We start from the raw sequence: 14,196 nt of genomic DNA, 5'->3' as shown, positions 1-14,196 counted from the left end.
CGACCCGTCGCACTTTGCCAGTGCCAGGCGCGCGCACTCTGCGCTAATTCTCGTTAGCGCCCGTCAACGTGCGGCCGCCACTGAACTTTTGCCCTGGCCGGGCACTCTCGGCTCCGTATAATGCCCGCAGACCGCCATCACGCATGGCCTCATTCGGAAGAACTATGACTCAGCCCCAACCCATTGCCGTCCTCGGCGGCGGCAGCTTCGGCACCGCCCTGGCCAACCTGCTGGCGGAGAACGGCCAGCGTGTCCTGCAATGGATGCGCGATCCCGAGCAGGCCGAGCAGATGCGCCAGAGTGGCGAAAACCCGCGCTATCTGAAGGGCGTCAAGCTGCACCGTGGTATCGAGCCGACCAGTGATCTTGGCGCTGCGCTACAGCAGGCCGAGCTGGTACTGGTGGCGCTCCCTTCCAGCGCCCTGCGCGATGCCCTGCAGCCGGTGGCGGGGCAACTGGCGGGCAAGATGCTGATCAGCACGACGAAGGGCATCGAAGCTAAAACTTTCAAACTGATGAGCCAGATCCTCGAGGAGATCGCTCCCGACGCGCGCATTGGCGTGCTGTCGGGGCCGAACCTGGCCAAGGAAGTGGCCGATCACGCCCTGACCGCGACGGTGATCGCCAGTGAGGACGAAGAACTGTGTCTGCGCGTGCAGCAAGCGCTGCACGGCAGAACCTTCCGCGTCTACGCCAGTGCCGACCGTTTCGGTGTCGAACTCGGCGGTGCGCTGAAGAACGTCTACGCGATCATGTCCGGCATGGCGGCGGCGCTCGGCATGGGCGAGAACACCAAAAGCATGCTGATCACCCGCGCCCTGGCGGAAATGACCCGATTCGCAGTCAAGCTCGGCGCCAATCCGATGACTTTCCTCGGCCTGGCGGGCGTCGGCGACCTGATCGTCACCTGTTCGTCACCGAAGAGCCGCAACTATCAGGTCGGTTTCGCTCTGGGCGAAGGCCTCAGCCTGGAGGAGGCGGTGCAGCGCCTTGGCGAGGTCGCCGAGGGCGTCAATACGCTGAAGGTGCTCAAGGCGCGCGCCGAAGAGCTGGAAGTCTACATGCCGCTGGTCGCCGGCCTGCATGCCATCCTTTTTGAGGGGCGTACGCTGGCTCAGGTCATCGAGCTGCTGATGCGTGGCGAGCCCAAGACCGACGTCGATTTCATCCCTACTGCGGGTTTCTGAATCAATCAAGGAGAGTGAGTCATGAGCGACGAAAAGCAGGAGTTGGAGCGCGAGTCGATTCTGCTGCGCATTCTGTGGATGGTGATTTTCTTCATCGTCTGGCAACTGGCCGAGCTGCTGCTTGGTGCGGTCGTGCTACTGCAACTGGCTTACCGCCTGTTCTACGCTGCGCCGAACGCCGGCCTGCTGGGCTTTGGCGACAGTCTCAGCCAGTACCTGGCGCAGATCGGCCGCTTCGGCACCTTCAATACCGATGAAAAGCCCTGGCCGTTCGCCGATTGGCCGACGCCGCGTCCCCCGGAAGGCGAAACCGCACACAGCATTCCGCCGGCGCCGCACCCGGTGCGCGACGAGGAGCCCAAACTGTGAGGCTATGGCTGCTGCGCCATGGCGAGGCCGAACCGCAGGCTGCCAGCGATGCCGCCCGCGAGCTCACCGCTTATGGACGCAAGGAAGTGCAGCAGGCCGCCACGCAGCTCGCCGGTCGGCCCCTGACCGCCATCATCGCCAGTCCTTACGTGCGAGCTCAGCAGACAGCCGAGCTGGTGCGCAGCTCGCTGGGGTTCGCCGGTAAGATCAATACGGTGCCCTGGCTGACGCCGGACAGTGATCCGCGTGATGCCCTGAAATTTCTCGATGAGCGAGAGGGCGGCGAGGTGCTGTTGGTCAGCCACCAGCCGCTGATCGGTGCCCTGGGTGGCTTGCTGGTCCACGGCCACCGTCAGGAGCCGTTGCCCATGCGCACCGCCAGCCTGGCCGAATTGGAAGGTGATATCCCGGCTGCCGGGCTGATGGAACTGCTGGCGCTGATTCATCCGCATTGAGGCAAACCCCAAGCTACAGGCAGGAGCTCAAGCTCGACTAATGTGTCGGGGTCACACACTGGCACGCCTGCCGTCTGCCTAAACCAGAAACATTTCTTAACTTGCACCTCTTTTGTCTGCGTGGAATATTCAACCAAGCAAGTGCTTGGTTGATTCCTACAAAAACAACAAAGGAGGAAGCCCTGTGGCTGATGCAATCCGTTTGCCGCTCGAGCTGTTCTACGAACGTGAAGCAAGGCACCCGAACAAACGCTACATGGTGCAACCTCTGGGGGGCGGCCAACTGCTCGAGCTGAGCTGGGCCGATGTCGGCGAACAGGCGCGCCGTGTCGCCAACTGGCTGCGCAGCCGCGAGCTGCCGCCGAGCAGTCGTATCGCCATCGTTTCCAAGAACTGCGCGCACTGGATCGTGACCGATCTGGCGATCTGGATGGCGGGGCATGTTTCAGTCCCTCTTTATCCCAACCTCACCGCCGACTCCATGCGCCAGGTGCTGGAGCATTCCGAGGCCGCTCTTGCCTTCATCGGCAAACTCGATGACTGGGCCTCGATGGCGCCAGGGCTGCCGCAGGGCCTGCCTACCGTCAGCCTGCCACTGCATCCGCCTGGCGATTTCGATTACAGCTGGGATGATCTGCAGCGCAGCGCACCGATCCAGGATGACCCCAAGCCTGCCGCCAACCAGCTGGCCACCATCATCTACACCTCCGGCACCACCGGTACGCCGAAAGGCGTCATGCACAATTTCTCCAATTTCGGTTTTGCGGCGAGCAATGCCATCAAGCTGTTCGGGGTGGGCGAGGACGACCGGCTTATCTCCTACCTGCCGCTGTGCCATGTGGCCGAGCGCATGTTCGTCGAGCTGGCCTCGATCTATGCCGGGCAGACGATCTTCTTCGCCGAGAGCCTGGACACCTTTCTCGAAGACCTCAAGCGCGCGCGGCCGACCGTGATGTTCGGGGTGCCGCGCATCTGGACCAAGTTCCAGATGGGCGTGTACAGCAAGATGCCGGCGCAGAAGCTGGACCGCCTGCTGCGCCTGCCCATCATCGGTCACTTCATCGGCCGCAAGGTGCTCGCCGGGTTGGGGCTGGACGCCATCCGCTACGCGTTGTCCGGCGCAGCGCCGGTACCCGAGGCGCTGCTCAACTGGTATCGGCGCCTGGGCATGGAGATCCAGGAGGTCTACGGCATGACCGAGAACTGCGGGTATTCCCACGTCTGCCTACCCGGCCGGTTCAAGCAGGGCTGGATTGGCCAGAACAACCCGGGCGTCGAGGTGCGCATCGCCGAGGATGGTGAAGTCCAGGTGCGCAGCGGTGCGACCATGCAGGGCTATTACAAGGATCCGCTCAAGACCGCCGAGACGCTGACCGACGATGGTTTTCTGCGGACCGGCGACAAGGGCGAGCAGGACGCCGAGGGCAACCTGCGCCTTACCGGGCGCATCAAGGAAATCTTCAAGACCAGCAAGGGCAAGTACGTGGCCCCCGCACCGATCGAGAATCGCATCGGCGAACACTCGCGCATCGAGCAGGTTTGCGTGGTCGGCGATGGTTTGCCGCAACCCATCGCGCTGTGCGTGCTGTCCGACGTTGGGCGCCAGGAGGCGGCCAACGACAGCCGTGATGAGCTGGAAAGCAGCCTCAAGGCGTTGCTTGCCGAGGTCAACGACCGCCTCGACCAGCATGAGCGGCTGCAGGGCCTGGTGTTGGTCAAGGAGGTCTGGGCCGTGGAGAACGGCTTCCTCACGCCGACCCTGAAGATCAAGCGCGCGATGATCGAAGGCACCTACGGCGAGCGTTTCGCCGAGTGGCAGCAGCGCAGCGAAGCGGTGCTCTGGCACGACTGAGTGTCGCCGGGTCGGTGACGCCGGCCCTGTTTTCCCTTTTGCCCAAGGAAAGGTCCATGGCTCTCTGGCAACGAACCCCCGACATAGCGGCACTGAACGCCACGCTCAAGAACAGCATCGGCGAGGTGCTGGACATTCGTTTCGAGTCCTTCGACGACGAATCGCTCAGCGCCAGCATGGTGATCGACCCGCGCACTCATCAGCCTTACGGCCTGCTGCATGGTGGCGCCTCGGTGGTACTGGCGGAAACCCTCGGCTCTACCGCCAGCTACCTGTGCATCGACAGCAGTCGCTTCTACTGCGTTGGCCTGGAGGTCAATGCCAACCACCTGCGCGGTCTGCGCAGCGGGCGCGTGCATGCTGTGGCCCGGCCGGTGCATCTAGGGCGTACCACGCATGTCTGGGACATCCGCCTCAGCGGCGACGATGGCAAACCCAGCTGCATTTCACGGCTGACCATGGCCATAGTGCCGTTGGGCGAGCAGCCGCCGAAGCTGTGAGAGCAAAGGCTGCTGCGCGTCGGCCATACTGCGTTGAAACTAGCCTCAATATGCTCATTTACAGCTTGTAAACTGCGCTTTTTCGCCTAGTTTCGCCTTGCCTGGCGCTAGCTCGCTAGCCTTTGACCAAGCTATATGATCTGCAATTTCATCCAAGATTTGTCCGATCCGTGGCGCTACAGTACGCGCCATGGACCAGATCACTCACATCCAGAGCAGCTTGCCCGGCGTTCGCCTGATCGACGCGGAATATCGCCGCTTTGCCTTTCCCCGGCATTTTCATCTGGAGTACCACGTCGGCCTGCTGATCCAGGGGCAGCATCGCTACGTCTATGGTGGTGAGCGGCGGCACGTCGGGGCAGGGGATGTGCTTCTGATGGCGCCGGAAGGCATTCATGACGGCGCCTGCCTGGATGGAGAGAGCTACCGCATTCGGGTGATGGCCTTCGATCCCTTCTGGCTGGACGAAGCCAGTCGAACCCTGAGCGACGGCCGCCAGGGGGCGCCGAGGTTGACTACCAGCAGCTTGCGCCACCCTTTGCTGTCGCAGCACCTGCAGCATTTTCATGCGGCGATGCTGGGCGGTTCGCAGTTGGCCCAGGAGGAGGCGCTCTGGCAGGCGCTGGCCCATCTGTTGGAGATGGGCTCGACATTGCGCGTCAGCGAGCCGCATCGCGTTTTCGATCAGCGCACCTGGCAGCGGCTGCGCGACTGGCTGGAAAGTCGCCTGGACGATCCGCCCTCGCTGGAGGAAATCGCCACCTTCTGCGCCATGAGCCCGTGGCAGGCGCTCCGGCGTTTTCGTCAGCATACCGGCCTGCCGCCGCATCAGTGGTTGACCCAGCTGCGTCTGCAGCGGGCGTTGCCGCTGGTGCTGGCAGGGCAGCCCCTGAGTGAGATCGCGTTGCGCCTGGGCTTCTACGACCAGGCGCACTTCTCGCGGTTGTTCCGCCGTACTTACGGCCTGCCTCCGGCGCGCCTGCGCCAGGGCTGATTCAACCGCACATTTCATCTTTCAATTTCCTGGAGATCGTCCATGCAGGAGACGTCCGTCTTGCTGTCGCTGGCTGCCGTGTTCGCGGTGGCCCTTATCAGCCCCGGCCCCGATGTGGCGCTGGTGGTGCGTACTTCCCTGCATCAGGGCCAGCGTGCAGGCCTGCTCAGTGCCTTGGGCCTGGCCTGCGGCATTCTTCTGCATGGCACGCTGGTGCTCAGTGGCGTGGCGTTATTGCTCAGTCGCACCGAGTGGCTGTTCGACCTGGTGCAGGTTGGCGGCGCGCTCTATCTGGGCTGGCTGGGCCTTGGTGCGGTACAGGCCTGGTGGCGCGGCGCCGCCGGGCCCACGCGGCTGGACGGTGAGCTGGCGCCTTCGCTGTTCGGTCCCTGGCTGCGCGGTGTATTGACCAACCTGGGCAACCCCAAGGCCCTGGTGTTCTTCCTGGCGCTGCTCAGCAGTCTGGTGCCGGCGGACATGTCGCTGCCCGGCAAGGTGGCTTGCGCTGCGCTGTTGTTCGGCCTCAGTCTGTTCTGGTTCAGCCTGCTTGGTATCACCCTGAGCCGCCCGCTGATGCGCCAGCGGCTGCTGCAGGTGGCGCCGACCATCGACTTCGTCTGCGGCCTAGTGTTTCTGCTGGTGGCGGCGAGCATCATCGGCAGGCTGGTGTTATAGCCCTGACCATTGCGCCGCCATCAATGGCCATTACGGTCATTGCCGCAGGCCGGTGGCTGCCGGAGAATCTCGGCATATTCGTAGCTTGAGTTTGATGCATGCCGCAGCCGATCTTCTTCGCCCATGCCAACGGCTTCCCGTCTGCCACCTACGGCAAGCTGTTCGCCGCGCTGGCACCGGATTTCCAGGTGCAGCACCTGGAGCAACACGGCCACGACCCGCGTTTTCCGGTCAATGACAACTGGTCCAACCTGGTCGATGAGTTGATCCATCACCTGGAGGGTGGTGGCGAGCCGGTCTGGGGCGTCGGCCATTCCCTTGGCGGCGTGCTGCACTATCACGCCGCCTTGCTCCGCCCCGAGCTGTACCGCGGCGTGGTGATGCTCGATTCACCGGTGCTGACCCTGGCCGACCGCATGGTGATCCGTGCTGCCAAACGTTTCGGGTTCATCGACCGCATCACGCCCGCCGGCCGCACGCTGGGGCGCCGCGAGGCGTTCGCCGATCTGCTCGAAGCGCGTACCTACTTCGCCGGCAAAAGTTTGTTCCGCCGTTTCGATCCGGAATGCCTGGACGCCTATGTCAGTCACGGTCTGCAATCGGGTGAGGAGGGCCTGCGTCTGAAATTCGATCCTGCCACCGAGATCAGCATCTATCGCAGCGTGCCGCATACCGCTCCGGGGCGGCCGCAGCAGCTGGCCGTGCCGCTGGCCATGGTGCGCGGGCGCCACAGTCGCGTCGTGCTGCCGCACCATGCGCGGCTGCTCAGGCGCATGCCGCGTGCGGAATACCACCACCTGCCGGGCGGCCATATGTTTCCACTGGAGCGCCCGCAGGCCACCGCCGAGCTGCTGCGTCAGCTGTTCAGCCGTTGGGATGCCGATCAGGAGCAAAGCGCATGAACGCAGGTTTCGAAGAAGTTCGCCTGAGTCTGCCGCATATCGAACTGGCGGCGCATCTCTATGGGCCGGAGGATGGGTTGCCGGTGCTGGCCTTGCATGGTTGGCTGGATAACGCAGCGAGTTTCGCCCGCCTGGCGCCGAAGCTGGAGGGGCTGCGTATCGTCGCCCTGGATTTTGCCGGCCACGGCCACTCCGATCACCGTTCGGCCGGCGCCGGTTATGCGCTGTGGGACTACGCATTCGATGTGCTGCAGGTCGCCGAGCAGTTTGGCTGGCAGCGGTTTTCCATCCTCGGGCATTCCATGGGCGCAATCACTGCGGTGCTGCTGGCAGGGGCGATGCCCGAGCGGATTGCGCGACTGGCGTTGATCGATGGTCTGGTGCCATACACCGGCGAAGCCGAACAGGCACCGGCCAAGCTCGGCGAGGCGTTGCGAGCCAGGCAGGCGCTAAGTGACAAGCGCAAGCCGGTGTATGCCGAGATGGCGCGAGCCGTCGAAGCGCGCATGAAGGGCGTCGGTGCGGTCAGCCGCGAGGCGGCCGAATTGCTCGCCCAGCGCGGCCTGATGCCGGTGCCGGGCGGCTACACCTGGCGCACCGACACTCGTCTGACACTGCCTTCGCCGCTGCGTCTGAGTTGGGCGCACGCCCAGACATTCGTCCGCGCGCTGCAGTGCCCGGTGAGCCTGGTGCTGGCCGAGCAGGGCATGATGGGTGCGCAGCCTGCGCTGCAGACGCTGCTCGAGGATCTGCCGTTCGAGATTCACCGTCTGCCGGGCGGCCACCACCTGCACCTGGATGACGAGGCGGGCGCACAACGTGTAGCGGATTGTTTCAATCCATTCCTGCGCATTTCTTGACTTGCCTGCGGCCCTGGGGAAAGGTGTGGCGGTCTGCCATGGAGGATCGCATGATCGACCCGTTCAACGTCGCCATTCATTGCTTCGCAAGTTCACCTGCCGTTTCCCTGGTACGGGGCACCTCTGGATGATGGGGCGTATGAAGCTTTTTTCCGTTGTGCTTGCCACTCTCTGCAGTGGTGTAGCGTTGGCGGCGGATTTGCCCGGCAGCCGAGACCTTGAAGTGTTGCCGCGCTTTCCTGCCAGCCAAATCGTTGCATTCAAGGAGGCGCCCGACGTCGAGCGCATCTACCCGCAAGGTTCGATTCGCCGCATCAGCGGGCGTTTGCGTTACGAGCGGGAGATCCTGGTGCAGGGCCAGCACAGCGCAGTGACCTACGAACTGCCGCGCACTCACAGCGCCGATCAGGTATTTACCGCGGCGCGGGAAACGCTGCTGGAGCAGGGCGCCGAGTTGCTCTATTGGTGCCAGGGGCGCGAGTGTGGTGCGAGCAACCTGTGGGCCAACGCGGTGTTCGGTAATGCCACGCTGTATGGCTCCGACGATCAGCAGGCCTATGCTCTGTTGCGCCTGGCCGAACCGAATCACGAAAGTCTGCTGGCGCTGTACAGCATCACCCGCGGCAACCGCCGTGCCTACCTGCACGCCGAGCAACTGGATGCCGACGCGGCACTGGGCGAGCTGCTGCCGACACCAGCGACCCTGCTGCGTCAGCTGCGCACCGATGGGCAGTTGAAGCTGCCCGACGAGGCCAAGGCCGACAGCGCCTGGGTGGCGGTGCTGGCGCGTAGCCTGAACCTCGACAGCACCCTGCGAGTCGCCCTGGCAGGCAGTCAGGCCGAAGCCTGGCGCGAGGCGCTGATCGAGCAGCGTGTGCGCGAGGCGCGCCTGGAACTTGGGGATGCTGCGGATGATGCTCTGAGCGTGCGTCTGTTGCGTTAAGCTATCGCTCGCAATCGCCTGTTATAGAGCGCCCGCAAGGGCGCTCTGTCGTTTCGTCGAAGGGAGTTTTGCCTGATGGCCACTAATGATCGTCTGCTGGTGCAGATTCTCCTGCTTGGCCTGCTGGCAGCCAGTCTCTGGGTGCTGGCGCCATTCTGGTCGGCGCTGTTCTGGGCCGCGGTGCTGGCCTTCGCCAGTTGGCCGCTGATGCGCCTGCTGACGCAATTGCTCAACGGGCGCCTGTCGCTGGCGGCGGGCATCCTGACTGGCGTCTGGGTGATCATGGTGGCGGTGCCGCTGGTGTGGCTGGGCTTCAACCTGGCCGATCACATCAAGGACGCCAACGCCCTGGTCAGGGATCTGCAGGTCGAAGGCCTGCCGCCGCCGCCGAGCTGGCTGGGCAGCATTCCGCTGGTGGGCGATCGCCTGGTCGAACTGTGGCGCACCATCGACCAGCAGGGCGCCGCCTTCTTCGACACCTTGCGGCCCTATCTGGGCCAGGTCGGCAACTGGCTGGTGGCGCGTAGCGCGAAGATCGGCGCAGGCATGGTCGAGCTGGCCCTGAGCCTGGTGCTGGTGTTCTTCTTCTACCGAGACGGGCCGCGCCTGGCGGTGTTCGTGCACAGCCTGCTGGAGCGGCTGATCGGCGAGCGTGCCGACCATTATCTGGAGCTGGTCGCCGGCACCGTGCAGCGCGTGGTCAACGGCGTGATCGGCACCGCCGCAGCGCAGGCTGTGTTGGCCTATATCGGCTTCGTCATCGCCGGCGTGCCGGGCGCCCTGGTGCTCGGTCTGCTGACCTTCGCCTTCAGCTTCATCATGATTCCGCCGTTGATCTGGGGCCCGGCCGTGGCCTGGCTGGTGTGGCAGGGGGAGATCGGCATGGCGATCTTCCTGGGCATCTGGGGCTTCTTCATCATCAGTGGCGTGGACAACATCCTCAAACCCTACCTGATCAGCCGTGGCGGCAACCTGCCGCTGGTAGTAGTGCTGTTGGGCGTGTTCGGCGGCATTCTGGCCTTCGGTTTCATGGGCCTGTTCCTCGGCCCGACCTTGCTGGCAGTAGCTTACAGCCTGCTCAGCGACTGGGTGGCGGACAAGACGCCGCCGGCCGAAGCGCTGGTGAACAAGCCGCTGCCGGGCGAGGAACCACGCGGCTGATCAGCCGCGTTCGCTCTCGTACTTGTCGAGGGTGTCGCTCGCGATCTGCCGACCCAGCATGATCAGCTCCGGCGCCTTGTAGAACTCGAAGAAACGGCAGGCGCGCTTGGGCACATTGATCAGCACATCCGGCGGATAGCCGGCGATCTTGTATTGCGCCAACGAGGTCTGCATCACCTCGAAGCTCTGGTTGACCAGCTCCAGCAGCGACGCCGGCCCGCTGAATTCGGCGACCCGCGAACCGCTGGCGGATTTAGGCGCGGGTTCGTCCTCATTTTCCCTGCGGCTCGGGGCTGCGGCCGGGCTGACGTCATCGGCAACGCGTTGCTCCTCGGCAAGCAGCAGGGTTTCGTCCTCGCTCTTGCGGCGGAAGCTCGGCAGGCGTGAGCCGAGCGAGGTCATCAACTGGTCGATGCGGCCTTTGATGGCGGCCGGGCGCTCGATGACCGGCAACTGGTAGTGGTTCTGGTTGGTGGCGTTGAGGTTGACCGCGATGATCAGGTCGCAGTGGCTGGACACCACCGGCACGATCGGCAATGGATTGAGCAGGCCGCCATCGACCAGCATGCGTTTGCCCTGGACGACTGGCGTAAACAGGCTGGGTATCGCCGCCGAGGCGCGCATCGCCTGATGCAGGCAGCCTTCCTGGAACCAGATTTCCTGCTGGTTGGTCAGGTCGGTGGCGACCGCGGTGAAGGGGATGTTCAGGTTCTCGATATCCACCTCGCCGACGATCTCCTGAATCCGCCCGAATACCCGCCCGCCACGGATGGCGCCGAGGCGGAAGCTGACGTCGATCAGGCGCAGCACATCGAGATAATCCAGGCTCTCCGTCCATTCGCGGTATTCGCGCAGCTTGCCGGCGGCGAAGATACCGCCGACCACCGCGCCCATCGAGCAGCCGGCGATGCAGCCGATTTCATAACCGCGCGCCTGCAACTCCTCGATCACGCCAATGTGCGCATAACCGCGCGCGCCGCCTGATCCCAGCACCAGCGCTACTTTCTTGCTCATTTGTTTGTCTCCCCCCTAGCAAGCTTCGACCTTACTCGGCCAGCGGAGCGGAGCCAAGGCAGTCTTTGCTAGAATCCGCCGCCAGTAAACGCGGCGAGAGTGAAACCATGAGCGAACCCATTCGTTTGACCCAGTACAGTCACGGCGCCGGTTGCGGCTGCAAGATTTCACCGAAGGTGCTCGAGGTGATCCTCGCCGGCAGCGGCGCGCAGAATCTCGATCCCAATCTCTGGGTCGGCAATGCCTCGCGCGATGACGCGGCGGTCTACGCGATCGATGAAGAGCGCGGCGTGGTTTCCACCACCGACTTCTTCATGCCGATCGTCGATGATCCCTATGACTTCGGTCGTATCGCCGCCACCAATGCCATCAGCGACATCTACGCCATGGGCGGCGACCCGCTGATGGCCATCGCCATCCTTGGCTGGCCGGTCAATGTGCTGGCCCCCGAAGTTGCGCGTGAGGTGATCCGCGGCGGTCGTGCGGTGTGCGACGAAGCCGGTATTCCGCTGGCGGGCGGGCATTCGATCGATGCGCCGGAGCCGATCTTCGGCCTGGCCGTGACCGGCCTGGTGAGCAAGGCCAACATGAAGCGCAACGACACCGCCACGGCTGGCTGCAGGCTCTACCTGAGCAAACCACTGGGCATCGGCATCCTCACCACGGCGGAGAAGAAGGCCAGGTTGCGCGATGCGGACGTCGGCCTGGCGCGTGACTGGATGTGCACCCTGAACAAGCCCGGCAGCCGCTTTGGCAAACTCGCCGGCGTGCAGGCGATGACCGACGTGACCGGCTTCGGCCTGCTTGGCCACCTGGTGGAAATGGCCGATGGCAGTGGCCTCAGCGCGCGCGTCGATTTTGCTCGCGTGCCGCGTCTGGACAGCGTCGAGCATTACCTCGAGCAGGGCTGCGTGCCCGGCGGCACCTTGCGCAATTTCGACAGTTACGGCGACAGGATCGCGCCGTTGCCGGAGCTGGCCAAGCTGCTGCTGTGCGATCCGCAGACCAGTGGCGGCCTGCTGGTTGCCGTGGCGCCGGAAGGCGAGGCCGAGTTTCTCGCCGTGGCCGCCGAACTGGGGCTGGCGTTGGCGCCCATTGGCGAGATGGTCGAGCGACAGCGCTACGCGGTCGAGGTGCTGTGATGCGCGACAATTGCACCGACTACCGCGAACTGTTCCTCAATGACCGGGCGATGATGGATACCCGGGCGCCGGTCGAATTCCACAAGGGCGCCTTTCCCGGCGTGATCAACCTGCCGCTGATGACCGATATCGAGCGGCAGAAGGTCGGTACCTGCTACAAGCAGCAGGGCCAGCAGGCAGCCATCGAGCTGGGGCATCAACTGGTCAGCGGCCGCAGCAAGGCCGAGCGCATCGAAGCCTGGGCGACCTTCGCCAAGGCCAATCCCGACGGTTATCTGTACTGCTTCCGTGGCGGCCTGCGTTCGCAGATCGTCCAGCAGTGGCTGAAAAGCGAGGCGGGTATCGACTACCCGCGGGTGGTCGGTGGCTACAAGGCCATGCGCAATTTCCTGCTGCAGACCAGCGACGACGCGGTGCAGGCATGCGACTTCGTGCTGGTTGGCGGGATGACCGGCACCGGCAAGACCGAGGTCCTAGGTCAGCTCGACAATGCCGTGGATCTGGAAGCTCACGCCAATCATCGCGGCTCCAGTTTCGGCAAGCGCGCCAGTGGCCAGCCGGCCCAGATCGACTTCGAGAACGCGCTGGCCATCGATTTTCTCAAGCGCCGCGCCGCGGGCCAGCAGCAATTCGTCCTGGAAGACGAGGCGCGTCTGATCGGTCGCTGCTCGTTGCCGCTGCCGTTGCACCAGGCGATGCAGCACCACCCGCTGGTGTGGCTGGAAGACAGCGTGGCCAATCGTGTGGAGCGCATTCTGCAGGCCTACGTGATCGAGCTGTGCGCCGAGTTCGTCGCGGCTCTGGGCGAGGAAGAGGGCTTCGTGGCATTCGCCGCGCGTCTGCGCGAGAGCCTGGGCAACATCACCCGCCGCCTGGGCGGCGAGCGTTACCAACGGCTGGCCGCGATCATGGACCAGGCGCTACAGGAGCAGCAGGTCAACGGGCAGGTGGATACCCATCGTGGCTGGATAGAAGCCTTGCTGGTGGAGTACTACGATCCCATGTACGTGTTCCAGCGCGAGAGCAAATCCGGACGCATCGAGTTCGCCGGCGAGCAGCAGGCTGTGGTGGAATACCTGCGCAAGCGAAACGGCGGGTGAGTCGGGCACTTTCGCCCTGCCGTAGCGTCATAGACTGGGCCAACCCGAAGTCCCTATCCATCCGAGGAGTGTGGTCGATGAAACACTGGATCTGTTTGCCGCTGCTTGCGGTGGCGCTTACCGGCTGCGCCGGCAAGACCGTTTACCGCGAGACCTGTGCCAATCAGCTGGATGCCGCCTGGAAAGAGCTGAGCATCGCCGAGGCCGAAGGCTTCGCCGGTACCGTCAGTTATTCCAAGGCCTTCTCGCTGCTGACCGCCGCCAAGACCCAGCAGCAGTTCGAAGCCTACGAAGGCTGCGTCAGCAAGGCCGAGCGCGCACGCTTCTACATCCGCGAATCGCGAGCGGGGCGTTGATGCAGCTTGATTTCACCGAGCTGAGTCCGCTCGAGGCCTATCGCTGGCTGGCTTCCAGTGTCACCCCGCGCCCCATCGCCTGGGTCTCGACCCGTTCGCCCGAAGGCATCGCCAACCTGGCGCCGTTCAGCTTCTTCCAGGTGATCAGTGACAGCCCGCCGACCGTGCTGGTCAACGTCAACACCCGTGACGATGGCAGCCTCAAGGACACTCTGCGCAATGCCCAGGCCAGCGGCGAGCTGGCGATTCAGCTGGTCAGCTTCGCTCAGGCCGAGGCGATGAATGCCAGCGCCAAGATCCTGCCGCATGAGGTCAGCGAGTTCAGCCACTGCGCCATCGCCAGCCAGCCGTGCGAGCGCATCGACGTGCCGCGTGTCGCTGGTGCGCCGGTAACTTTCGAATGCCGTGTGGCGCAGATCCAACCCTATCCGGCGCAGCAGCCCAACTGCCATCTGATCTTCGCCGAAGTGTTGCTGGCGCATATCGATGACGAGGTGCTCAACGAGCAGGGGCGTCTCGATCCTCTGAAGCTCGACCTGATCGGGCGCCTGGGTGGCAGCGCTTATTGCCGCACACGGGACCTGTTCCAGATGCAACGCCCCTGATCCCGTTCTGAAAACGACGTCCAGTTAGCTTTCCCGGCCATCTCGCTGGTTGATGGCTTGTCGCCAGCAGCCTTGCACTCC

The 14,196-nt window shown here is 64.1% G+C and carries 16 protein-coding genes; 15 read left to right on the top strand and 1 reads right to left on the bottom strand.

Going from position 1 to position 14,196, the window contains the following annotated elements:
* Window positions 1-164: 164 nt before the first annotated feature.
* The 11 genes from B2U07_RS01455 (at window position 165) to B2U07_RS01405 (ending at window position 9,898) form a co-directional block, all read left to right on the top strand.
* Window positions 165-1,187, top strand: coding sequence for an NAD(P)H-dependent glycerol-3-phosphate dehydrogenase (locus B2U07_RS01455; protein WP_017360809.1), 1,023 nt, complete (start codon window positions 165-167; stop codon window positions 1,185-1,187).
* Between the two features lie 21 nt (window positions 1,188-1,208).
* On the top strand, window positions 1,209-1,556 hold the full coding sequence (locus B2U07_RS01450) for a DUF4389 domain-containing protein (protein ID WP_275544954.1): 348 nt from the start codon (window positions 1,209-1,211) through the stop codon (window positions 1,554-1,556).
* The gene (gene sixA, locus B2U07_RS01445; protein WP_275544955.1) at window positions 1,553-2,011 is read left to right on the top strand and encodes a phosphohistidine phosphatase SixA; all 459 of its coding nucleotides are present in this window, start codon (window positions 1,553-1,555) and stop codon (window positions 2,009-2,011) included. Before B2U07_RS01450 ends, sixA begins: the two co-directional genes overlap by 4 nt.
* Before the next feature lie 184 nt (window positions 2,012-2,195).
* Complete coding sequence (locus tag B2U07_RS01440) at window positions 2,196-3,863, top strand: AMP-binding protein (protein WP_197856463.1); 1,668 nt, start codon at window positions 2,196-2,198, stop codon at window positions 3,861-3,863.
* A 56-nt stretch (window positions 3,864-3,919) separates the two neighbouring features.
* Complete coding sequence (locus B2U07_RS01435; protein ID WP_275544956.1) at window positions 3,920-4,363, top strand: hotdog fold thioesterase; 444 nt, start codon at window positions 3,920-3,922, stop codon at window positions 4,361-4,363.
* A gap of 190 nt (window positions 4,364-4,553) precedes the next feature.
* Entirely contained in the window at window positions 4,554-5,357 is an 804-nt protein-coding gene (locus tag B2U07_RS01430; protein ID WP_275544957.1) for an AraC family transcriptional regulator, read from the top strand.
* 42 nt (window positions 5,358-5,399) lie between these two features.
* Window positions 5,400-6,032, top strand: coding sequence for a LysE family translocator (locus B2U07_RS01425; RefSeq protein WP_275544958.1), 633 nt, complete (start codon window positions 5,400-5,402; stop codon window positions 6,030-6,032).
* 98 nt (window positions 6,033-6,130) lie between these two features.
* Complete coding sequence (locus tag B2U07_RS01420) at window positions 6,131-6,934, top strand: alpha/beta fold hydrolase (protein ID WP_275544959.1); 804 nt, start codon at window positions 6,131-6,133, stop codon at window positions 6,932-6,934.
* Window positions 6,931-7,794, top strand: coding sequence for an alpha/beta hydrolase (locus tag B2U07_RS01415; protein ID WP_275544960.1), 864 nt, complete (start codon window positions 6,931-6,933; stop codon window positions 7,792-7,794). Before B2U07_RS01420 ends, B2U07_RS01415 begins: the two co-directional genes overlap by 4 nt.
* A gap of 139 nt (window positions 7,795-7,933) precedes the next feature.
* The gene (locus B2U07_RS01410) at window positions 7,934-8,737 is read left to right on the top strand and encodes a DUF4892 domain-containing protein (protein WP_275544961.1); all 804 of its coding nucleotides are present in this window, start codon (window positions 7,934-7,936) and stop codon (window positions 8,735-8,737) included.
* 75 nt (window positions 8,738-8,812) lie between these two features.
* Window positions 8,813-9,898: an AI-2E family transporter gene (locus B2U07_RS01405; protein WP_275544962.1), complete on the top strand. Its 1,086-nt coding sequence runs from the start codon at window positions 8,813-8,815 to the stop codon at window positions 9,896-9,898.
* Here B2U07_RS01405 and B2U07_RS01400 read toward each other — a convergent pair whose 3' ends face one another.
* On the bottom strand, window positions 9,899-10,912 hold the full coding sequence (locus B2U07_RS01400) for a patatin-like phospholipase family protein (protein ID WP_275544963.1): 1,014 nt from the start codon (window positions 10,910-10,912) through the stop codon (window positions 9,899-9,901). It lies immediately after the preceding gene.
* Between the two features lie 107 nt (window positions 10,913-11,019).
* On the opposite strand from B2U07_RS01400, the gene selD reads away from it, so the two are divergent.
* From selD to B2U07_RS01380, 4 genes are all read left to right on the top strand, one after another.
* Window positions 11,020-12,054, top strand: a complete 1,035-nt coding sequence (gene selD / locus B2U07_RS01395) for a selenide, water dikinase SelD (protein ID WP_275544964.1) — start codon at window positions 11,020-11,022, stop codon at window positions 12,052-12,054.
* Window positions 12,054-13,154, top strand: coding sequence for a tRNA 2-selenouridine(34) synthase MnmH (gene mnmH, locus B2U07_RS01390; protein ID WP_197856473.1), 1,101 nt, complete (start codon window positions 12,054-12,056; stop codon window positions 13,152-13,154). The genes selD and mnmH overlap by 1 nt, the downstream gene beginning before the upstream one ends.
* Window positions 13,155-13,231: 77 nt before the next feature.
* The gene (locus B2U07_RS01385) at window positions 13,232-13,510 is read left to right on the top strand and encodes a hypothetical protein (protein ID WP_161868011.1); all 279 of its coding nucleotides are present in this window, start codon (window positions 13,232-13,234) and stop codon (window positions 13,508-13,510) included.
* Entirely contained in the window at window positions 13,510-14,115 is a 606-nt protein-coding gene (locus B2U07_RS01380) for a flavin reductase family protein (protein ID WP_275544965.1), read from the top strand. The genes B2U07_RS01385 and B2U07_RS01380 overlap by 1 nt, the downstream gene beginning before the upstream one ends.
* Window positions 14,116-14,196 lie beyond the last annotated feature (81 nt).

The organism is Pseudomonas sp. UBA7530 (assembly GCF_002479365.1).
Lineage (GTDB): Bacteria > Pseudomonadota > Gammaproteobacteria > Pseudomonadales > Pseudomonadaceae > Aquipseudomonas.
This window is presented reverse-complemented; position numbering and strand designations above follow the sequence as displayed.